This is a genomic window from Streptomyces sp. NPDC058157 (assembly GCF_042884105.1).
Taxonomy (GTDB): domain Bacteria; phylum Actinomycetota; class Actinomycetes; order Streptomycetales; family Streptomycetaceae; genus Streptomyces.
This window is the reverse complement of record NZ_JBHVUQ010000092.1, coordinates 1-19,443: the sequence shown is the minus strand read 5'-3', so window position 1 is coordinate 19,443 and position 19,443 is coordinate 1. Positions and strand designations below refer to the sequence as shown.

At 73.2% G+C, this 19,443-nt stretch carries 19 protein-coding genes and 2 tRNA genes; 10 read left to right on the top strand and 11 right to left on the bottom strand.

The genetic code is table 11. The annotated features are described in order from the left end of the window. Positions 1–76 precede the first annotated feature (76 nt). Positions 77–766 (bottom strand): hypothetical protein, encoded by a 690-nt coding sequence (locus tag ACFVXK_RS22450; protein ID WP_389614290.1) that lies wholly within the window; start codon positions 764–766, stop codon positions 77–79. Between the two features lie 47 nt (positions 767–813). On the opposite strand from ACFVXK_RS22450, the gene ACFVXK_RS22445 reads away from it, so the two are divergent. Further along, positions 814–1,002, top strand: coding sequence for a DUF5703 family protein (locus tag ACFVXK_RS22445; protein ID WP_079425334.1), 189 nt, complete (start codon positions 814–816; stop codon positions 1,000–1,002). A 70-nt stretch (positions 1,003–1,072) separates the two neighbouring features. Here the strand turns inward: ACFVXK_RS22445 and ACFVXK_RS22440 are convergent, their stop codons facing one another. The 3 genes from ACFVXK_RS22440 to ACFVXK_RS22430 all read right to left on the bottom strand — a co-directional run bounded on the left by ACFVXK_RS22440 (position 1,073) and on the right by ACFVXK_RS22430 (position 3,764). Next, entirely contained in the window at positions 1,073–1,918 is an 846-nt protein-coding gene (locus ACFVXK_RS22440) for a chaplin (RefSeq protein ID WP_389614288.1), read from the bottom strand. 150 nt (positions 1,919–2,068) lie between these two features. Then, entirely contained in the window at positions 2,069–2,302 is a 234-nt protein-coding gene (gene chpH / locus ACFVXK_RS22435; RefSeq protein ID WP_389614286.1) for a chaplin ChpH, read from the bottom strand. A gap of 136 nt (positions 2,303–2,438) precedes the next feature. Beyond that, positions 2,439–3,764 carry a M20/M25/M40 family metallo-hydrolase gene (locus ACFVXK_RS22430; protein WP_389614284.1) on the bottom strand — a complete coding sequence of 442 codons (1,326 nt, stop codon included), beginning with the start codon at positions 3,762–3,764 and terminating at the stop codon, positions 2,439–2,441. Positions 3,765–3,941: 177 nt separating this feature from the next. On the opposite strand from ACFVXK_RS22430, the gene ACFVXK_RS22425 reads away from it, so the two are divergent. Both ACFVXK_RS22425 and ACFVXK_RS22420 read left to right on the top strand, forming a co-directional pair. After that, positions 3,942–4,026: transfer RNA gene (locus tag ACFVXK_RS22425), tRNA-Leu, on the top strand. A gap of 149 nt (positions 4,027–4,175) precedes the next feature. Then, positions 4,176–4,260: transfer RNA gene (locus ACFVXK_RS22420), tRNA-Leu, on the top strand. A 141-nt stretch (positions 4,261–4,401) separates the two neighbouring features. Here ACFVXK_RS22420 and ACFVXK_RS22415 read toward each other — a convergent pair. The 4 genes from ACFVXK_RS22415 to ACFVXK_RS22400 form a co-directional block, all read right to left on the bottom strand. Further along, positions 4,402–5,841 (bottom strand): amino acid permease, encoded by a 1,440-nt coding sequence (locus tag ACFVXK_RS22415; protein ID WP_389614282.1) that lies wholly within the window; start codon positions 5,839–5,841, stop codon positions 4,402–4,404. A 220-nt stretch (positions 5,842–6,061) separates the two neighbouring features. Next, positions 6,062–7,612 (bottom strand): APC family permease, encoded by a 1,551-nt coding sequence (locus tag ACFVXK_RS22410; RefSeq protein ID WP_389614280.1) that lies wholly within the window; start codon positions 7,610–7,612, stop codon positions 6,062–6,064. Between the two features lie 39 nt (positions 7,613–7,651). Next, positions 7,652–8,599 carry a hypothetical protein gene (locus ACFVXK_RS22405; RefSeq protein WP_389614278.1) on the bottom strand — a complete coding sequence of 316 codons (948 nt, stop codon included), beginning with the start codon at positions 8,597–8,599 and terminating at the stop codon, positions 7,652–7,654. Between the two features lie 276 nt (positions 8,600–8,875). Further along, the gene (locus ACFVXK_RS22400; RefSeq protein ID WP_389614276.1) at positions 8,876–10,531 is read right to left on the bottom strand and encodes an FAD-binding dehydrogenase; all 1,656 of its coding nucleotides are present in this window, start codon (positions 10,529–10,531) and stop codon (positions 8,876–8,878) included. Between the two features lie 85 nt (positions 10,532–10,616). Here ACFVXK_RS22400 and ACFVXK_RS22395 point away from each other — a divergent pair, with 85 nt between their 5' ends. The 6 genes from ACFVXK_RS22395 to ACFVXK_RS22370 all read left to right on the top strand — a co-directional run bounded on the left by ACFVXK_RS22395 (position 10,617) and on the right by ACFVXK_RS22370 (position 15,283). Beyond that, positions 10,617–11,168 carry an NUDIX hydrolase gene (locus tag ACFVXK_RS22395; RefSeq protein ID WP_389614274.1) on the top strand — a complete coding sequence of 184 codons (552 nt, stop codon included), beginning with the start codon at positions 10,617–10,619 and terminating at the stop codon, positions 11,166–11,168. 9 nt (positions 11,169–11,177) lie between these two features. After that, a complete protein-coding gene (locus ACFVXK_RS22390) occupies positions 11,178–11,576 on the top strand; it encodes a YidH family protein (RefSeq protein WP_389614273.1) in 399 nt (132 codons plus the stop codon). Beyond that, positions 11,573–11,893 (top strand): DUF202 domain-containing protein, encoded by a 321-nt coding sequence (locus ACFVXK_RS22385; RefSeq protein ID WP_389614271.1) that lies wholly within the window; start codon positions 11,573–11,575, stop codon positions 11,891–11,893. Before ACFVXK_RS22390 ends, ACFVXK_RS22385 begins: the two co-directional genes overlap by 4 nt. 100 nt (positions 11,894–11,993) lie before the next feature. Then, entirely contained in the window at positions 11,994–12,902 is a 909-nt protein-coding gene (locus tag ACFVXK_RS22380) for an MBL fold metallo-hydrolase (RefSeq protein WP_389614269.1), read from the top strand. 128 nt (positions 12,903–13,030) lie between these two features. After that, positions 13,031–14,056: a phosphotransferase family protein gene (locus tag ACFVXK_RS22375; RefSeq protein ID WP_389614267.1), complete on the top strand. Its 1,026-nt coding sequence runs from the start codon at positions 13,031–13,033 to the stop codon at positions 14,054–14,056. Between the two features lie 12 nt (positions 14,057–14,068). Further along, positions 14,069–15,283 (top strand): acyl-CoA dehydrogenase family protein, encoded by a 1,215-nt coding sequence (locus tag ACFVXK_RS22370; RefSeq protein ID WP_389614265.1) that lies wholly within the window; start codon positions 14,069–14,071, stop codon positions 15,281–15,283. On the opposite strand, the gene ACFVXK_RS22365 is transcribed toward ACFVXK_RS22370, so the two are convergent. Then, a complete protein-coding gene (locus ACFVXK_RS22365; RefSeq protein ID WP_389614263.1) occupies positions 15,274–15,657 on the bottom strand; it encodes a MerR family transcriptional regulator in 384 nt (127 codons plus the stop codon). The genes ACFVXK_RS22370 and ACFVXK_RS22365 overlap by 10 nt on opposite strands. Before the next feature lie 64 nt (positions 15,658–15,721). On the opposite strand from ACFVXK_RS22365, the gene ACFVXK_RS22360 reads away from it, so the two are divergent. After that, entirely contained in the window at positions 15,722–16,852 is a 1,131-nt protein-coding gene (locus ACFVXK_RS22360; protein WP_389614261.1) for an alkene reductase, read from the top strand. A gap of 14 nt (positions 16,853–16,866) precedes the next feature. Here the strand turns inward: ACFVXK_RS22360 and ACFVXK_RS22355 are convergent, their stop codons facing one another. Then, entirely contained in the window at positions 16,867–17,514 is a 648-nt protein-coding gene (locus ACFVXK_RS22355) for a TetR/AcrR family transcriptional regulator (RefSeq protein WP_389614259.1), read from the bottom strand. Positions 17,515–17,550: 36 nt separating this feature from the next. Beyond that, positions 17,551–19,347, bottom strand: a complete 1,797-nt coding sequence (locus tag ACFVXK_RS22350; RefSeq protein ID WP_389614257.1) for a class I adenylate-forming enzyme family protein — start codon at positions 19,345–19,347, stop codon at positions 17,551–17,553. Between the last annotated feature and the right edge of the window lie 96 nt (positions 19,348–19,443).

The following is a 19,443-nucleotide window of genomic DNA, read 5'->3' as shown; positions in this document are numbered from 1 at the left end:
AGCCGGTGTCGGTGTCGGTGTCGGACGGCCCCGTGCCGCCCCCGTCCCCGCGGGACGGCGGCGGCACGGTCCGCGCTCAGGCCGGGATCGGTCCGGAGGGCGCGGCGGGGCTGTCGTCGGCGTCGTCGGCGTCGTCGGCGTCGTCGGCGTCGTCCTCGAAGTACTCCGCGTCCTCGTCGAAGACGGAACTCACGTCGAACCGGTGCAGGACGTCCTGCGGATCGGTCTGCCCGAAGGGCGACCCCAGCCAGTCCCCCGGTTCCGCGACCTCCTCCAGCGCGGCGACCCAGAGGGTGGAGTCGCCTTCCTCCAAGCCGAAGTCCTTCGAGCGGGAGGCGATCTCGTCGGGCTCGTACTCCCCGAAGAGCACGCCGAGCGCTCCGCCCGTGCCTCCGTCGTCGATGAGTTCGGCGTCGCGGTCGTGCGCGGCGACGCGTTCGGCCTGGGCGATCAGCCGGGCCGGTTCGACGACGGCGTAGTCGCGGCGGATCAGCACGCTGAACGCGGCGGGTTCGGCGGGGCCGGTGTAGCGGGCCCCGGTCTCGGGCGTCGGGATCTCGAAGGGGGTGACCTCGTCGTAGCGGTCGTAGAGGAGTTCGTCGTACTCCTCGGCAGCGGCGGCGAGTTCGTTGAACGCGGCGTAGACGGCCGGGTCCTCGTCCCCGATCCTGCTCTCGACCGCGGCGAGGTGACGGTCGAGAGCGGCCTTGACCGCCTCGGCGGCGGCGCGTACCTCGGCAACAGTGGGCAGAGCGGCATCAGACATAGTGCAGACGCTATCCGTAGCGGGCCGGTGCCCGCACAATAGATCCGATGCCGGAATACGAATTCGTCGACGTGTACGTGCCCCGCGGGACGCCCCGCAAGGAGGCCACCCGCCTGCTGACCGATCATGCGGAATACGGGCATTGGGAGCTCGACCGCATGACCCTCTACCGGGACGGCAGCCGCCGCGCGCGGCTGCGCCGCCGGATCATCCGCCAGGTCAGAGCCACCTGGTGAGCCGGAGAGTGCCGGACACGCGGCGACGCGGACCCCGCCGGAGCGGGGCCCGCGTCGTGGTGGCGGACCGTCAGGCGGAGTTGCGGGCGCGCCGGTAGAGCACGGTTCCCGCCAGCAGCAGCCCGCCCGCGAGCGGGAGGCCGGCCGTCATGGCGTCACCGGCGCCGGTGGCGGCGAGCCCGCCGCCCGGTGCCGGTGCCGGCGCGGAGTGGCCGGCCGGGGTGGTGCCGCCGCCCGTACCGGAGCCGATGCCGGGGGTACCGGGGGTGCCGGTGCCGGGCGTACCCGTGCCGGGGGTACCGGGGGTGTGGCCGCCCGGGGTACCGGGGTTCTGCTGCCCGCCGCCCGGGGTCTGGCCGCCCGGGGTCCCGGGGGTACCGGTGCCGGGGGTGCCGGGCGTCTGGCCGCCCGGGGTGCCGGGGGTGCCGCCGCCCGGGGTGTGACCGCCCGGGGTGCCCGGATTGCCGCCCGGCGTACCGGGGTTTCCGGGGTTGCCCGGGTTTCCGGGGTTGCCCGGGTTTCCGGGGTGCTCCCCGCCGGGGTGGCCCGGGTGGTCCTCGTCGCAGTCGTCATCGCCGCCACCCGGGTTGCCGGGGTGCCCCGGGGTGCCCGGGTTGCCGGGGTGGCCCGGGTGCTGCGGTCCGTGCGAGGTGTTGGCGCAGCGGTTCCCGAAGGCCGGGTTCAGACCCCCCACCACCGTCACGGTGTTGCCGCAGGCGTTGACCGGTACGTCCACCGGTGCCTGCACGTTGTTCCCGGACAGCAGGCCCGGGGAGTTCGCGGCGTGCCCGGAGGCGCCGGAGTCCGCCTGGGCGTAACCGCCGCCGAGCGCGAGGACACCTCCCGCCGCCGCCATCGTGACCAGCGTCTTCCTCGTGACCCGCGTGACCCTCGTGACCTGAACCGGTCGTCGCATCTGTACTCGTCCCCTGGTGAGTGCGTTCGCGCGGCGCACAGGCTCTACGGGCTCCCCCGCCTGCCACGCCGGCATGATCTGGTTCCGGGCCGGAATGCCCGGCGGCCCCGGAGCGCTGGATTGCGCTCCGGGGCCAGAACTTCAGAAGCGTCAGGCGTTGACGCAGGTGTTGCCGAAGGCCGGGTTCAGCAGGCCGATCACGCTGACGGTGTTGCCGCAGACGTTGACCGGGATGTGGACCGGAACCTGCACGACGTTGCCGGACAGGACACCGGGGGAGCCGATGGCCGCACCCTGGGCACCGGCGTCGGCGGCAGCCATGCCCGCACCCGCGAGAACCAGACCACCGGTGGCAGCCGCAGCGGCGACAACCTTCTTGAGCATTGTTCCTCCTAGTAGGCAATGCGGTCCCAGCCGCGGACCGCACCACCTGTAACGAGGAGGGATCACCGGGGCTACGAGCGTATGAGCGCATTCACTCTTCTCAGTGGAATCCGCACACCTTCCCGAATCCCCGGCGTTAGGCGTTGTCGATGAAACGGTCGAGCACCCGTACGCCGAACTTCAGGCCCTCGACCGGGACCCGCTCGTCCACACCGTGGAACATGCCCGCGAAGTCCAGCTCCGGCGGCAGCTGGAGCGGCGCGAAGCCGAAGCAGCGGATGCCGAGGTCGTCGAAGGACTTGGCGTCGGTGCCGCCCGAGAGCATGTACGGCACGGCGCGCGCGATGGGGTCCTCGGCCCGGAGGGCGCCCTGCATGGCGTCGACGAGCTTCCCGTCGAAGTCCGTCTCCAGCGCCTTGTCGGCGTGCACGTCCTCCCGCTTCACGCGCGGGCCGAGGATCCGGTCGAGGTCGGCGAAGAACTCGTCCTCGTAGCCCGGCAGGAAGCGCCCGTCCACGTGGGCCGTGGCCTGGCCGGGGATGACGTTGACCTTGTAGCCGGCGCCGAGCATGGTCGGTGCGGCCGAGTTGCGCAGGGTCGCGCCGACCATCTTGGCGATCCCGCCGAGCTTGGCGAGGGTGGCGTCCATGTCGTCGGGGTCGAGCGGGGTTCCGAGGGCGTCCGAGAGTTCGTCGAGGAAGTGTCGAACGGTCTTCGTGACGCGGACCGGCCAGGTGTGGCGGCCGAGGCGCCCGACGGCCTCGCACAGCTCCGTGATGGCGTTGTCGGTGTTGGTCATGGAGCCGTGGCCGGCGGTGCCCTCCACCGTCAGCCGCATCCAGTGCATGCCCTTCTGGGCGGTCTCCACCAGGTAGAGGCGGAGGTTCTCGTTCACGGTGAAGGAGAAGCCGCCGACCTCGCCGATCGCCTCGGTGACCCCCTCGAACAGCCCGGGGTGCTTGTCCACGAGGTGCCGGGCGCCGTACGTGCCGCCCGCCTCCTCGTCCGCGAGGAAGGCCAGCACGATGTCGCGGGGAGGCTTGCGCCCGCTGCGCATGCGGTCGCGCACGACGGCCAGCGTCATCGCGTCCATGTCCTTCATGTCGACCGCGCCGCGGCCCCACACGCAGCCGTCGGCGATCTCGCCCGAGAACGGGTCGTAGGTCCAGTCGGCGGCGTTCGCCGGGACGACGTCGGTGTGCCCGTGGATCAGCAGGGCCGGCCGCGAGGGGTCCTCGCCCTCGATCCGGGCGACGGTCGAGGCGCGCCCCTTGTGCGATTCGAAGATCTGCGGCTCCAGCCCGACCTCGGCGAGCTTCTCGGCGACCCACTCGGCCGCCTTGCGCTCGCCGGGGCCCGAGTGGTCCCCGTAGTTGCTGGTGTCGATCCGGATGAGGTCCCGGCAGAGGTCGACGACCTCGTCCTGGCCCGAGACGGTCTTGCCCGCGGCCTCTGCGCTCACGCTGTTCCTCCCAAGGGTCACGTACGGATCACGTACCGGCTGGCTCCCATCCTCGCGCCCCCGGCGGCTCTCCCCAAGGGCGGTCCGCCGGCCAGAGGGGGGGTGATCGAGGACCCCGGACTGTTTGGTAATGTTTTCCACGTCGGAACGGCCGCGAGGTCGGGCCGCACACACCCGGTCCGGGTGGCGGAATGGCAGACGCGCTAGCTTGAGGTGCTAGTGCCCTTTATCGGGCGTGGGGGTTCAAGTCCCCCCTCGGACACAAGATGAGAAGGACCCCGCTCCGGCGGGGTCCTTCTTCGTCGTGCGGCCGGTGTTCCCGCCGGTCGGGGGTGGCGAGGACACCCCCGGAATGTTTGGTAATGTTTCACCTGTCGCCACGGCCGCCGAGGCCGGAACGACACACACCCCGTCCGGGTGGCGGAATGGCAGACGCGCTAGCTTGAGGTGCTAGTGCCCTTTATCGGGCGTGGGGGTTCAAGTCCCCCCTCGGACACACACTGAAGAAGGACCCCGCTCCGGCGGGGTCCTTCTTCGTTTTCCTCCGCCCCGCCGCCGTACGGGCCCTGGAGCGGCGAAGGGCCCCCGGGCGGGCCGGAAAGCCCTTCCCGGGGGCCCTGGAGGCCCGTGGGGGTCGTCAGTCGCGCGAGGCGGCGATCTCGTTCACCCGGCGGCGGACCAGGAACCAGCCGCCGACCAGGGCCGCGGCGATGCCCGGGAGGATCATCACGGTGGTGCGGCCGACGCCGCCGTCGCACCACATCAGCACGAGCACGGCCACCAGGAAGACCAGGGTGACGATCTGCGTGTACGGGGCCCAGGGCAGCTTGTACCCGGGGCGCTCGACGAGGCCGTTCTGCGCGCGGCGCCAGAAGAACAGCGAGCAGATCATGACCATGGCCCAGGTGCCGAGGATGCCGATGGAGGCGAGGTTGAGGACGATCTCGAAGGCCTCGCCGGGCATCCAGTAGTTCAGGCCGACGCCGGCGACGCCGAAGGCGGCGGTGAAGAGGACGCCGCCGTAGGGGACCTTGCCCTTGTTCATGACGCCGGTGAACTTCGGGGCCGAGCCGGACATGGCCATCGAGCGCAGGATCCGGCCGGTGGAGTAGAGGCCGGAGTTCAGGCTGGAGAGGGCGGCCGTCAGGACGACCAGGTTCATGATGCCGGCCGCGCCGGGGATGCCCAGCTTGTCGAAGACCGTGACGAAGGGGCTCTGGTCGGCCGAGTACTCCGTGTACGGGAGCAGCAGCGCGAGCAGGACCACGGAGCCGACGTAGAACAGGCCCACGCGCCACATGATCGAGTTGATGGCCTTCGGCATGATCTTCTCGGGGTTCTCGGTCTCACCGGCGGCGACGCCGCAGAGCTCGACGGAGGCGTACGCGAAGACCACGCCCTGGATGACCAGGAGCATCGGGAGCACGCCGGACGGGAAGATGCCGCCGTGGTCGGTGATGTTGGCCAGGCCCGGGGTGCTGCCGTCGATGTCGTGGCTGGTGGCGACCAGGTAGATGCCGACGATCAGGAAGATCGCGAGGGCGGCGACCTTGACCAGCGAGAACCAGAACTCCATCTCGCCGAAGTACTTCACCGAGATCAGGTTCGCGGTGAGGACCACGGCCAGGGCGATGAAGGCGAGCACCCACTGCGGGATGTCGGTGAACATCGACCAGAAGTGGGCGTAGGTCGCCGCGGCCGTGATGTCGGCCACGGTGGTGGTGGACCAGTTCAGGAAGTAGAGCCAGCCGGCCGTGTAGGCGCCCTTCTCCCCCATGAACTCGCGCGCGTAGGAGACGAAGGCTCCGGAGGAGGGGCGGTAGAGGACGAGCTCGCCGAGGGCCCGGACCACGAAGAAGGCGAAGACGCCGCACACCGCGTAGGCGATGGCCAGGGAGGGTCCGGCGCCGGCGAGGCGGCCGCCGGCGCCCAGGAACAGGCCGGTGCCTATCGCCCCGCCGATGGCGATCATGTTGATGTGGCGGGACTTGAGGTCCTTGCTGTAGCCCTCGTCACCGGCGTCGACATGGCGGGAGGACGCCTCGGCGGGGGCCTCGGTCAAGGTGCGGTCACTCATATACGACTTCGCCTTCGTGGGTGGGACAGGCAGGCCGGAAGGCGCGTGCGGGGGAGCTGGGTGGTGTCCCCCGTGCCGCGTTCCGGTGATTTTGTCGCCCCAATAGACCATGAGCGTCCGCCCCCCGCCAAAATCGGCCACTGTGCGCAGAAGCCTCCGGCCACCTTGGAAAGGGTCGCCGGAGGCTTCCGGGGGGTGCGGATACGAGGGCTGCGGGGTCTCAGGAGCCCGGTCCGGCCTCGGCGGCCTGGTCGAGCCGGAAGGCCTCGTTGCCCAGGCCGATCCGGGCGTGCGCCTCGGGGCGGCGGGCCTTGAGGACCAGCCCGTGGACCAGTCCGGCCAGCGCGGCCGCGCCGATGATCCCGGGCAGTGCCCAGCTGAGCGCGGAGCCCTCCTCGGCGGCGACCAGGAGCGTGAAGTCCTTGACGGTGTAGACGGCGATGACGACCAGGGCCACGCCGGCGAGGCCCGCCGCGACGAGCCGCCAGACCTGGGCCCCGGCGGCGCCCCGGCGGACGAAGAAGGCGATGACGGCGAAGGAGGACGCGGCCATCAGGGCGGTCACTCCGAGGGCTCCGACACTGCCCATCCAGGTGAACAGGTGCAGGACGGGGGCGGTGGGGTCGCCCGCCGGGGAGGTGTCGGTGACGGCGAAGGCGAGGACGACGAGGGCGGCGACCACGGTCTGGAGCAGGGAGCCGGTGGCGGGGGCGCCGGTGCCGGGGTTGGTGCGGCCGAAGCGGGCGGGGAGCAGGCCTTCGCGGCCCATGGCGAAGGCGTAGCGGGCGACGACGTTGTGGAAGCTGAGCATGGCGGCGAACATGCCGGTGACGAAGAGCACGTGCAGGACGTCGGTGAAGCCGGCGCCGAGGCGGCTGCGGGTGAGGTCGAAGAGGAGGGCGGGGCCGGCGTCGGCGGCCGCCTTGGTGATCTGTGCGGGCCCGGTGGCCACGCTGAGGGCCCAGGCGCTGAGGGCGAAGAAGAGGGCGACGAAGCCGACGGCGAGGAACATCACGCGGGAGACGACGATGTGCGGCTTGCTGGTCTCCTCGGCGTAGACCGGGGACTGCTCGAAGCCCACGAAGGCGGCGATGCAGAAGCACAGGGCGGTGCCGAGGCCGGCGCCGCCGAGGGTGGCGGGGTCGAAGGTGTGCAGGGACAGGCCCTGGGGGCCGGGCTTGCCGAGGGCGGCGAGGTCGAAGACGACGACGAGGGCGCATTCGATGAGCAGCAGGACCCCGAGCACCTTGGCGTTGAGGTCGATCTTCAGCCAGCCGAGGGCGCCGGTGGCGGCGACCGCGAGCAGGGCGGGGATCCACCAGGCGATCTGCGTGTCCAGGTAGGTGGCGAAGAGGCCGGAGATCTCGAAGCCGAGGATGCCGTACACGCCGACCTGCATGGCGCTGTACGCGACGAGGGCGACGAGGGAGGCGCAGGCGCCGGCGGTGGGGCCGAGGCCGCGGGCTATGTAGGCGTAGAAGGCGCCGGCGTTGTGGACGTGGCGGCTCATCTCGGCGTAGCCGATGCCGAAGAGGGCCAGGACGACGCCGAGGATCACGAAGAGGAGGGGCTGGCCGACGATGCCCATGACCCCGAAGATCGTGGGCATGACACCGGCGACGACCATCAGGGGCGCGCTGGCGGCGAGCACGGAGAGCAGCAGTCCGGCGGTGCCGAGGCGGCCGGCGCGCAGGGCGCGGTCCTGGCCCTTGTAGGTGCGGATCTCGGCCTCGGTGGCGGCGGCCGTCACGGTGGATCTGCCCGTCGGCATGGCAGGGTCCCTTCGGGGTCGGGTGGGCTGGGGGCGGGGTCAGGCGGTGCCGAGCGCGGCGCTGCGCGCGGCGAGGAAGGCCTTGGTGGGGTCGCGGTCCGGGTAGGACCAGGGGGCGCGGGTGGCGTGGCCCCCGATGCGGTGGAAGAGGGCGGCGGCTTCGGCGGGGCGGCCTTCGCAGAGCTTGGCGTGGGCGAGGAAGTTGAGGTCGACGCGGTTGCGGGGGTGGTCCTCGCGTTCCCACTCCAGCCACCAGTCGAAGGCGGAGCGCAGCACCTGGCGGGCGCGGCGGCCGGTCCAGTGCTCGGCCGCGGCGTCGGGGGCGGTCCGGCCCTCGGCGGCGGCGAGGACGCGGTAGCGCTCGGCGTGGGCGATGACGGGGAGCACGGCGAGCGGGGAGTCGGCCGGGGACTCCTCGGCGGCCCAGGCGGCGAAGTCGTAGACCTCGTGGAGCGGGTCGCGTCCGGCGGCCGGGTCGCGTTCGGCGAGCCGGGCGACCATGAGGTGGTGGGCGTGGTGGTGCTCGCGGTGGCGGGCCCGGACCTGGTCGAAGTGGCGGCTGAACTCCTCGTCGGTGCCGAAGGCCCGGGAGAGCATCAGGAGGCCGAGCCAGGGGGTGGGGTCGGCCGGGAGCAGGGCGGCGGCGCGGCGGCAGGCCTCGTCGGCGGCCTGGGGGGTGCCCTTGCCGCGCAGGGCGGCGTGGACGGCGGCGCAGGCGAGGAGGGTGGCGGCGTCGGGGCTGCCGGGTTCGGCGAGGAGCCATTCGCGGGCCCAGGCGGTGGCCGAGGGGGTCTGGGCGAGGACGGTGACGCGGTGGCCCCGGCGGTCCCAGTCGTCGCCGGTGGCCACCAGCAGGCTGCGGGCCCTGGCCCAGCGGCCTTGGGTGAACTGGCCACGTACGGAGACGAGTTCGGTGTCGCAGAGCGCCGGGTCGAAAAGCTGGGCGTCCCGCTTGCGGGTGCGGCCGAGGGGCGGCGGCGGGGACATCCGCGGGTTCCCTCCAGAGCGCGGGCGCGGGTGGACGACGTACGGGGGTGCGGTTGGACGACGTACGGGGATGCGGGTGCGGGGCCGTTCGGGTGCGGGTGGGCGGCGCCGGGGCGCGGCTCGATCACACCGGTGGTCAATCCGGTTGATCACTCACAGCAAACCGGTACGCACAACTCCGCGTCAAGGGTCGGTCCCGGCGGGTGGCCGGAATCAACTGGTGGGAGAAGGGGGTCGGTTGGGGCGCTATCGACCACCGGCGGCGGGGACTGGCGGCTAGGAGACCGCGGTCGCCGCCGCGCGGCCCGCCGCGCGGCCGGAGAAGAGGCAGCCGCCCAGGAACGTGCCCTCCAGGGCGCGGTAGCCGTGGACGCCGCCGCCGCCGAAACCCGCCGCCTCGCCGGCCGCGTACACGCCGGGCAGCGGCTCGCCCGAGGGGGTCAGGACGCGGGAGGAGAGGTCGGTCTCCAGGCCGCCCAGGGACTTGCGGGTCAGGATCGAGAGGCGGACGGCGATCAGCGGGCCGGCCTCGGGGTCCAGGATCCGGTGCGGGGCGGCGGTGCGGATCAGCCGGTCGCCGAGGTATCTGCGGGCCCCGTGGATGGCCGTCACCTGGAGGTCCTTGGTGAAGGGGTTGGCGATCTCCCGGTCGCGGGCGGTGACCTCCCGCCGGACGGTGGCCTCGTCGAGCAGGTCCTCGCCGGTGACCTCGTTCATCCGTCGGACCAGCGCGGACAGGTCCCGTTCGACGACGAAGTCGGCGCCCCGGTCCATGAAGGCCTTGACCGGCCCGGGTACGGCCTGCCGGGCGCGGACCAGCACCTCGCGGACGGAGCGGCCCGTCAGGTCGGGGTTCTGCTCGGAGCCGGAGAGGCCGAATTCCTTGCCGATGATGCGCTGGTTGAGCACGAACCAGGTGTGGTCGTGCCCGGTGCGCATGATGTGGTCGAGGGTGCCGAGGGTGTCGAAGCCGGGGAAGAGGGGGACGGGCAGGCGCCGGCCGGTGGCGTCCAGCCACAGGGAGGAGGGGCCGGGCAGGATGCGGATGCCGTGGCGGGCCCAGATCGGGTCCCAGTTCTCGATGCCCTCGGTGTAGTGCCACATCCGGTCCTTGTTGATGTGGCTGGCCCCGGCCTTCTCCGTGATGCCGAGCATCAGGCCGTCCACGTGCGCGGGGACCCCGGAGAGCAGGCGGGCGGGCGGGGTGCCGAGGCGGGCCGGCCACTGGGCGCGGACCAGGTCGTGGTTGCCGCCGATGCCGCCGCTGGTGACGATCACCGCCTGGGCGCGCAGGCTGAAGGACCCGGTGCTCTCGCGGCTGCTCGCGGCGCCCCGTACGGCGTCGGAGGGGGCGAGGACCTCCCCGGTGACGGTGTCCACGGCGCCGGCGGTGGAGGCGAGGCCGGTGACGCGGTGGCGGAACCGCAGCTTCACCAGGCCCCGGGCCACCCCGGCGCGGACCCGGCGTTCGAAGGGCTCCACCAGGCCGGGGCCGGTGCCCCAGGTGATGTGGAAGCGGGGGACGGAGTTGCCGTGTCCGTTGGCGTCGTAGCCACCCCGCTCGGCCCAGCCGACGACGGGGAAGAAGCGGACGCCCTGGGCGTGCAGCCAGGGCCGCTTCTCGCCGGCGGCGAAGTCCACGTACGCCTCGGCCCAGCGGCGCGGCCAGGCGTCCTCCTCCCGGTCGAAGCCGGCGGTTCCCAGCCAGTCCTGGAGGGCGAGGGCGCGGCCGTCCCGGATCCGCATCCGGCGCTGCTCGGGCGAGTCGACGAAGAACAGCCCGCCGAAGGACCAGTGCGCCTGCCCGCCGATCGACTGCTCGGGCTCCTGGTCGAGGAGGATCACCTTCCGGCCCGCGTCGACGAGCTCGGCGGTGGCCACGAGGCCCGCGAGGCCCGCTCCGATCACGATCACGTCAGCGTCGTAGCTCATGCGTCTGCCCGTCCTCCGGTCGGTGGTGGGGCAGATCCTTTGCTACGGAGCGGTAACCCGTCAACAGCGGTGGTTGGATGGACGGGTGAGTGCTGCGGATGAGGTGCTGGACGTGGTGGACCGCGACGACCGGGTCACGGGGCGGGCGCGGCGGGGTGAGGTGTATGCCCGGGGGCTGCTCCACCGGTGTGTGTTCGTGCAGGTCAGGGACGAGCTCGGGCGGGTCTTCGTGCACCGCAGGACCGCTTCGAAGCTGGTGTTCCCCGCGCACTACGACATGTTCGTGGGCGGGGTGCTGGGCGCCGGGGAGGACTACCCGGGGGCGGCGCTGCGGGAGGCGGAGGAGGAGCTGGGGGTGAGCGGGCTGGAGCAGCCGGTGCCGCTGTTCAAGTTCCTCTACGAGGGTCCGGGCGGCTCCTGGTGGTCGTACGTGCACGAGGTGCGGTGCGCGCTGCCCGTCGCCCCGCAGGAGTCCGAGGTGGACTGGCACGCCTGGCTGGAGCCGGCGGAGCTGGAGCGGCGGGCGGCCGGCGGGGAGTGGCCCTGGGTGCCGGACGGCCTGGAGGCGTACCGGCGGCTGCGGGCGTTCCGGGGGGACGGCCCGGCCGCCCGCGCCCCGGGCCTGCGGGGGACGTAAATTGGACAGGTGATCGACTTCGGCAAGGACGTGCGCCTCTGGTTCGCCCCGCAGCGGCTGAGCGGCGAGGGCGAGACCCCGGACTACCGCTTCTCCCTGGCCAACGAGCGGACCTTCCTGGCCTGGATCCGGACCGCGCTGGCGCTGGTGGGCGGCGGGTTCGCGGTGGACCAGTTCCTGCCGGACCTGCGCTGGGGGGTGCGGGTGGGGATGGCGCTCGCCCTGCTGGCGGTGGGGGCGGCCTGCGCGCTGCGGGCCGTGCACCACTGGGTGCGGTGCGAGCGGGCGATGCGGCGGGGCGAGGACCTGCCGCTGTCGCCGTTCCCGGTGCTGCTGAGCCTGGGGGTCGGGCTGGTCGCGGTGGTGATGGTGGTGGTCGTGCTGATGGGCTGGACGGGCCGGCCGTGACGCGTCCGGGGACGGCCGCCCGGGACGCCGGGCTGCAGCCCGAGCGGACCCGGCTGGCGTGGCGGCGCACCACCCTGGCGTGCTCGGTCACCGCGGTGCTCGCGCTGCGGCAGGCGCTGCACGGGACCGGTTCGCCGGTGGAGGTGGGCGGGGCCGCCGTGATCGCGCTGGTGTGGGTGGCGTTCCTGTGGGTGGCGCACCGGCGGATCCGGCAGCTCGCGGCCGCCCGGCCGGCGGGGCTGACGCACCGGGCGGCGGCGGGGGCGGCGGCGTGCGCGGTGGCGCTGGCGGTGTTCGCGATGACCGTGATCGTCTGACCCGTCCCGTCCCGAACCGGTCCGAACCCCGCCCTCCGCCGGCCCGGGTCCGGCTGACAGGATGCTGACCGCCTGTCACAGCGACCCGGGGAGAGCGCCCATGACCGTCGAGAAGCCGTACGTCGTCCAGCCCGCGGCAGGGGTGTACGCCTATGTCCAGCCGGACGGCGGCTGGTGCCTGAACAACGCCGGCTGGATCTCCGACGGCGGACGGACCGTGCTGGTCGACACCGCCGCCACCGAGCGGCGGGCGCTGGCCCTGCGCGAGGCGGTCCTGGCGGCCGGGTCCGCGCTGCCGCGGACCGTGGTCAACACCCACCACCACGGCGACCACACCTACGGCAACACCGTCTTCGCGCCGGCCGTGATCGTCGGCCACGACAACGCGCGGACCGAGCAGCTGGCCGCCGGGCACCAGCTGGAGCTGATCTGGCCGGCGACCGACTTCGGCGCGATAGAGATCACCGCGCCCGACCTCACCTACGGCGACCGGCTGACCCTGCACGCCGGGGACACCGAGGTGCGCGTCCTGCACCCGGGGGTCGCGCACACCACCGGCGACTCGGTGGTGTGGCTGCCGGCGCAGCGGGTGCTGTTCACCGGCGACCTCGTGTTCGCCGGGGGCACGCCCTTCCTGGCGATGGGCTCGCTGGCCGGTTCGCTGCGGGCGCTGGAGCTGCTGCGCTCGCTGGACGCGGAGACCGTCGTACCCGGGCACGGGCCGCTGACCGACCCGTCGGCGTACGAGTCCACCGAGCGCTACCTGCGGTACGTGGCGGAGCTGGCCCGGGAGGGCCGGGACAAGGGGCTGACCCCGCTGGAGACCGCGCGCGGGGCGGACCTCGGGGAGTTCGCGGCCTGGCGGGAGAGCGAGCGGCTGGTGGCGAACCTGCACCGGGCCTACGCGGAGCTGGCCGGGGAGCCGGAGGGGGCCCCGCTGGACATCATGGCCGTGCTGCGGGACATGACGGTGATGAACGGCGGCACGCCGATCCTGTGCCACGCGTGAGGCACTGACGGCGAGGCGGGCGGGCCGGAAGGTCTTCTTTCGGCCCACCCCCTGGACGGCATACCGACTGGTCGGCATGATGACTCGGGACACCCGTCGTCGACCCGACTTCGTACGGAGGCGCGCACATGACCCCAGCCGACCCCCGAGGCCTCGATCTGGAGCGGCTGCGCGACCGGCTGGACGCCGCGCTGCCCGGGCTCGTGGCCGGACCGCTGACCGGCCGGCTGATCGAGGGGGGCCGGTCGAACCTCACGTACGCGGTCACCGACGGCTCCTCGCGCTGGGTGGTGCGCCGCCCGCCGCTGGGGCACGTCCTGGCCACGGCGCACGACATGCGGCGCGAGCACCGGGTGATCGCCGCCCTGCACGGGACGGCCGTACCGGTGCCGGAGCCGCTGCTGCTGTGCGAGGACGAGGAGGTGCTGGGGGCGCCGTTCTACGTGATGGAGCACGTGGACGGGGTGCCGTACCGGACGGCGGAGCAGCTCGCGGAGATCGGCCCGGAGCGCACCCGGCGGGCGGTGCTGGGGCTGGTGGACACCCTCGTCGACCTGCACGCGGTGGACCCGCAGGCGGTGGGCCTGGGCGACTTCGGCCGGCCCGAGGGGTTCCTGGACCGGCAGCTGCGCCGCTGGGGCAAGCAGCTCGCGGCCTCGCGGGGCCGGGAGCTGGCCGGGATCGACGAACTGCACGCGGCCCTGGGCCGGGCCCTGCCCGCCTCCCCCGCCCCGGCCGTGGTGCACGGGGACTTCCGGCTGGACAACGTGCTGATCGGCGGGCCGGACGACACGATCCGGGCGGTGCTGGACTGGGAGATGTCGACGCTGGGCGATCCGCTGACGGACCTCGGGCTGCTGGTGATGTACAGCTCGGACCTGGGGCTGGCGGACTCCCCCGTCAGCACGACGAGCCGGGCGCCGGGCCATCCGGCGCCCGCCGAGCTGGTCGAGCGGTACGCCGCCCGTTCGGGCCGGGACACCGGGGCGATCGCCTGGTACACGGCCTTCGCCTGGTTCAAGCTCGCGGTGATCCTCGAGGGCATCCACTACCGCTACACGCTCGGGCAGACGGTCGGCGCGGGCTTCGACCGGATCGGCGAGCTGGTCCCGGTCTTCATCGCACACGGTCTGACCACCCTCCAGGAAGGCTGAGGAGCCGCCCAGATGGACTTCGCATTCGACACCCGGACCGAGGAACTCCGCGGGCGGCTGCTCGCGTTCATGGAGGAGTACGTCTACCCGGCGGAAGCCCTCGCCGCCGAGCAGCGCGCGCGGCTGGCCTCGCCCTGGGACACCCCGGCCGTCTTCGGTGAACTGAAGACCGAGGCGCGCCGCCGCGGCCTGTGGAACCTCTTCTTGCCCGACGAGGAGTACGGGGCCGGGCTGACCAACCTCCAGTACGCCCCGCTCGCCGAGATCACCGGCCGCAGCCCGCACCTGGCCCCGATGGCGACGAACTGCGCGGCCCCGGACACCGGGAACATGGAGCTGCTGGCCCAGTTCGGCAGCGAGCGGCAGAAGAAGCAGTGGCTGGAGCCGCTGCTGGCCGGGGAGATCCGCTCCGCCTTCGCGATGACCGAGCCCGAGGTGGCCTCCTCGGACGCGACGAACATCGAGACCCGGATCGAGCGGGACGGCGACGCGTACGTGGTCACCGGCCGCAAGTGGTACATCTCCGGGGCGATGAACCCCGACTGCAAGGTCTTCATCGTGATGGGCAAGACCGACCCGGACGGCGCCGATCCGCGCCGCCAGCAGTCGATGGTGCTGGTCCCGCGCGACACCCCGGGCGTGGAGGTGCGCCGGGCGATGACCGTGTACGGGTACGCGGACCACGACCACGGCGGGCACGCCGAGGTGGTCTTCGACGGGGCCCGGGTGCCGGCGGAGAACCTGGTCGGCGAGGAGGGTGCCGGCTTCGCCATCGCCCAGGCACGCCTCGGCCCGGGCCGGATCCACCACTGCATGCGGCTGATCGGCATGGCGGAGCGGGCCGTCGAGCTGATGTGCCGGCGCGCGGTGGGCCGCAGCGCCTTCGGGAAGGAACTGGCCGCGCAGGGCGTCGTGCAGAACTGGATCGCGGACGCCCGGGTCACCATCGAGCAGTTGCGGCTGCTGGTGCTGAAGACGGCCTGGCTGATGGACACGGTCGGCAACCGGGGCGCGCACACCGAGATCCAGGCCATCAAGATCGCCACCCCGCGTGCGGTCGTGGGGATCCTGGACCAGGCGGTGCAGCTGCACGGCGCGGGCGGGGTCAGCCAGGACTTCCCGCTGGCCGAACTCTGGGCGGCGGCGCGGACGCTGCGGCTGGCGGACGGCCCGGACGAGGTCCACCAGCGCTCCCTGGCCCACCGCGAGCTGAAGCGCTACCGCTGAGCCGTCACGGCGGCGTCCCGGCCGGAGGCCGTCTCGATGACCTCGTCCAGCACCTCGCGGGAGCGGACGAGGTCGCCGATCATCCGGTCGATCCGGTCCCGTTCGGTGACCAGTTCGGCCACCAGGGCGGGGGTGGCGCGTACCGACGGGCCGCCGTCCTCGTCCCGCATGCAGGGCAGGATCTGTACGATCTTGGAGCTGTGCAGTCCGGCCGCGTAGAGCTCCTGGATCCGGATCACCCGGTCCACGGCCCGCTCGGGGTAGTCGCGGTGGCCGCCGGGCGTCCGGTCGGACGCCAGCAGTCCCTGCTGCTCGTAATAGCGCAGCGAGCGCTCGCTCACCCCGGTGCGCGCCGCCAGTTCACCGATCCGCATGGTCACCTCATCCGGCCTCGAAGCCCTTGAACCTGACACTGGTGTCAGGTTCTACGGTACCCGCATGACGCAGACACGACAGACCCCCGCCGCCGGATCCCTCCTCTTCTCCCCCGCCCGCCTGGGCCCCCTCGACCTCCCCAACCGCCTGGTGATGGCCCCGCTGACCCGCAACCGCGCCGGCGGCGACGGGGTGCCCGGGGAGCTGATGGCGACCCACTACGCGCAGCGCGCCTCGGCCGGCCTGATCATCGCGGAGGCCACCACGCCGAACGCCGTCGGCCAGACCTATCCGCACATCCCCGGCATCCACACCGCCGCCCAGACGGCCGGGTGGCGGAGGGTCACCGACGCGGTGCGGGCGGCCGGCGGACGGATGTTCCTCCAGCTCCAGCACGGCGGCCGGATCGGCCACCCCGACACCAGCGGCCACGTCCCGCTGGCCCCGTCGGCGGTCCCGCTCCCGGAGCCCCTGCACACCCCCAGCGGGTTCCAGGAGCCCGTCACCCCCCGGGCGATGACCGAGGAGGACATCCGCTCCACCATCGCCGACTTCGCGGACGCCGCCCGCAACGCCGTCGCCGCCGGCTTCGAAGGGGTGGAGGTGCACGCGGCGAACGGCCTGCTGCTGCACCAGTTCCTCGCACCGAACACCAACCTCCGCACCGACGCGTGGGGCGCCTCCGTCCAGGGGCGGATCCGGTTCGCCGTCGAGGTGGTCCGGGCCGTCGCCGAGGCCGTCGGCCCGGAGCGGGTCGGCGTACGGATCTCACCCGGAGTGGAGGTCAACGGCGTGCTGGAGCCCGACGCCGAGGAGCTCTACCCGGCGCTCCTGGCGGCCCTCGCGGAACTGGCGCCGGTCTACCTGCACCTGGAGCACGCCGACCAGGAGCGCCCCGGCTTCGCACTGGTGCGCGGGGCGTGGCCGGGCACGCTGATCGCCAACCCGAAGCTCACCCGCGAGGAGGTCGCCGCCGACGCGGGCGCGGCGGCGGCCGAGCGGCTGCTGGCCCGGGGCGCCGACCTGGTGGCCCTCGGGCGGGGCTTCATCGCCAACCCCGACCTCGTGGAACGGCTGCGCACGGGCGGCCCGCTCAACGAGCTCCGCCCCGAGCTCCTGATGCACGTACACGGCGCCGAGGGCTACAACGACTACCCGGCGCTCGCCCCCGCCCCCACCCCCGCCCTCGTCTAGGGCGCGGGCCGTGCCTAGGGGCGCAGGGAGCGCAGGAGCAGGTCGGCGAGGTGGTCGGCCACCTGGTGCGGGGTCAGCGGGCCGTCGGTCCGGTACCAGGTGGAGAGGTGGTGCACCGAGCCGAAGTAGTAGTCCACCACCAGGTCGGCGGGGGTCGCCGTGGCGAACACGCCCGCGGCCATGCCCTCCTCGACCAGCGCGCGGAACCGCTCGTGGTAGCGCCGGCGTTCGGCCCGGACCTGCTTGTACTTCTCCGGGCTGAGCTGGTGCATCGACCGGAAGAAGATCATCGCGTCGTCGAGGTTCTCGATCGTGGTGACGACGACGTCGGCCGCCGCGGCCCGCAGCCGTTCCTCGACGGGGGCACCGGATCCGGCCACCGCGTCGAGCCGCTGCTGCTGGAGGCGCAGCATGCGCGCGTACACCTCGTGCAGCAGGTCGTCCTTGGATCCGAAGTAGTGGTAGAGCGCGCCCTTGGTCACCCCGGCCGCCTCGACGATCTCCTGGACGGAGGTGCGGTCGTAGCCGCGCTCGGCGAACAACCTGGTGGCGACGGCCAGCAGGCGCTGCGGCACCGGGGTCTCGCGGTCGTGGCCGCGGTCCTGGTCGCGTCCGTGGTCGCGGTCGCCGTCCCCGGGTCCGGCGGTGTTCCTGGCGGCCATGGCGCTCGCCTCCCTCTCCTGATCGTCCGACTGTTTTCAGCCGCGCTCGCGCAGTTCTCGTCGGAGGATCTTGCCACTGGTGGTCTGGGGAAGAACAGGCAGGATCTCGACCCGGCGCGGGTACTTGTAGGCGGCGAGGCGCTCGGCGCAGTACGCGGCGAGTTCGGCCGGCTCGGCACGGGTTCCGGGGCGCAGGCTCACGTAGGCGGTGACGGTCTCCCCGCGGTAGGCGTCGGGGACGCCGACCACGGCCGCCTCCCGCACGGCGGGGTGGGTGTAGAGGACGTCCTCGACCTCGCGCGGCCAGACCTTGAACCCGGAGGCGCTGATCATGTCCTTCTTGCGGTCGACGACGTAGAGCCAGCCGTCGGCGTCCATGAACCCGACGTCCCCGGTGCGCAGTTCACCGTCCGGGAAGGCGGCGGCGGTCTCCTCGGGCAGTCCCCAGTAGCCGGGCACGACCTGCGGCCCGCGGACGGCGATCTCGCCGGTCCGCCCGAGCGGGAGCTCGGCGCCGTGCTCGTCGAGGATCCGGACGAGGGTCTGCGCGCCCGGGACCCCGACGGAGAGCGTGCCGCTGCCGGGGTCGACGGGGGCCTCGCGGTGGGCGGGGACGGAGGCGCAGGGGGCGGTGCACTCGGTGAGGCCGTAGCCGTTGCGCAGGTAGAACCCGAACTCGGTGCGGAGGCGTTCGACGAGGGCGGGCGGGAGCGGGGCGCCGCCGGAGGAGATCACCTGGAAGGAGGCGAAGTGCTCGCGGGTGGCGGCGGGGTGCGCGGCCAGGGCGGTGAAGGCGGTGGCGGGCCCGATGGTGTAGGCGGGGCGGTGTTCGAGGAAGGCGTCGAGGACGGCTCCGGCGTCGAAGCGGTGGGCGAGGACGAGGGTGCCGGCGTTGACCAGGCAGGCGGTGAGCTCGCAGACCAGCCCGGTGATGTGGAACAGCGGCGCGAGCACGAAGTACCCGGCCCCCTCGGGGACGGGGTGCCCGGTGACCTGGCGGACGGCGTTGTAGGTGATCGCCCCGTGCGGGTTCATGGCGCCCTTGGGGGTGCCGGAGGTGCCGGAGGTGTAGCTGATGAGTGCCGTGTCCCCGGCCCCCAGGTGTGGATCAGGCGGCGCGGGGTGGCCCTGGCGGGCCACGGTGAGCAGGTCGGCGGCGGCCGGAGCGGAACCCGGGGCCGGGACGGGGGGCGGGACCAGGGCCGGGGCCGGGACCGGGGCCGGGGCCAAGGCCGGGACGGGGGGCGGGCCAGGGACGGGGGGCCGGGGGAACGCGCGGGGGTCGTTGCGGGTCTGGAAGTCCGTGGCGCGGGCCGTCACGACGGCACGGACCCCGGTGTCCCGGGCGGCCTCCCCCAGGTACGCCTCCCAGGCGGAGCCCTCGCAGACCAGGGCGACCGCCCCGGAGTCCGCCAGCACGTGCCGGGTCTCGGCGGACTTGTACATCGGGTTGACCGGAACGACCACCGCCCCCGCCTTCCACGCCGCCAGCACGGCCAGCACGAAGTGCGGGGTGTTCTGCAGCATGACCGCGACCCGGTCGCCCCGCCGGACCCCGCGCTCCGCGAGGTACCCGGCCAGGGAGTCGGAGAGGGCGTCCGCCTCGGCGTAGCCGATCCGTCCGTCGAAGTACGCCAGCGCGGCCCGCTCCGGCGCCCGCGCCACGGCGGACCGGAAGGCGTCGAGCACGCTGGCCGGCGGCGCGACCGGCGCCAGCTGCGCGGCGCTGAGCTGCCGCAGCCACGGCCGTGCGGCATACGGGGAGCCGCTCCGGGCGAAGGCGTCGCCGGCCGGGGCGCCCGCGGCCGAGGCGTCGCCGGCCGGGGCGCCCACGGCGGAGGTGCCGCGCGCATTTTCACAACAGCCAGACCACCATTACACATAAAAACAACTAAGAGCCCAAGAGAAGACAGACTATGGGGTATGGGG

Coding starts and splice junctions, on each gene's coding strand:
- ACFVXK_RS22445 (WP_079425334.1), top strand. CDS start 814: ATGCCGGAATACGAATTCGTCGACGTGTACGTGCCCCGCGGGACGCCC.
- ACFVXK_RS22380 (WP_389614269.1), top strand. CDS start 11,994: ATGACCGTCGAGAAGCCGTACGTCGTCCAGCCCGCGGCAGGGGTGTAC.
- ACFVXK_RS22355 (WP_389614259.1), bottom strand. CDS start 17,514: ATGGCCGCCAGGAACACCGCCGGACCCGGGGACGGCGACCGCGACCAC.
- chpH (WP_389614286.1), bottom strand. CDS start 2,302: ATGCTCAAGAAGGTTGTCGCCGCTGCGGCTGCCACCGGTGGTCTGGTT.
- ACFVXK_RS22400 (WP_389614276.1), bottom strand. CDS start 10,531: ATGAGCTACGACGCTGACGTGATCGTGATCGGAGCGGGCCTCGCGGGC.
- ACFVXK_RS22405 (WP_389614278.1), bottom strand. CDS start 8,599: ATGTCCCCGCCGCCGCCCCTCGGCCGCACCCGCAAGCGGGACGCCCAG.
- ACFVXK_RS22450 (WP_389614290.1), bottom strand. CDS start 766: ATGTCTGATGCCGCTCTGCCCACTGTTGCCGAGGTACGCGCCGCCGCC.
- ACFVXK_RS22375 (WP_389614267.1), top strand. CDS start 13,031: ATGACCCCAGCCGACCCCCGAGGCCTCGATCTGGAGCGGCTGCGCGAC.
- ACFVXK_RS22360 (WP_389614261.1), top strand. CDS start 15,722: ATGACGCAGACACGACAGACCCCCGCCGCCGGATCCCTCCTCTTCTCC.
- ACFVXK_RS22365 (WP_389614263.1), bottom strand. CDS start 15,657: ATGCGGATCGGTGAACTGGCGGCGCGCACCGGGGTGAGCGAGCGCTCG.
- ACFVXK_RS22370 (WP_389614265.1), top strand. CDS start 14,069: ATGGACTTCGCATTCGACACCCGGACCGAGGAACTCCGCGGGCGGCTG.
- ACFVXK_RS22410 (WP_389614280.1), bottom strand. CDS start 7,612: ATGCCGACGGGCAGATCCACCGTGACGGCCGCCGCCACCGAGGCCGAG.
- ACFVXK_RS22415 (WP_389614282.1), bottom strand. CDS start 5,841: ATGAGTGACCGCACCTTGACCGAGGCCCCCGCCGAGGCGTCCTCCCGC.
- ACFVXK_RS22440 (WP_389614288.1), bottom strand. CDS start 1,918: ATGCGACGACCGGTTCAGGTCACGAGGGTCACGCGGGTCACGAGGAAG.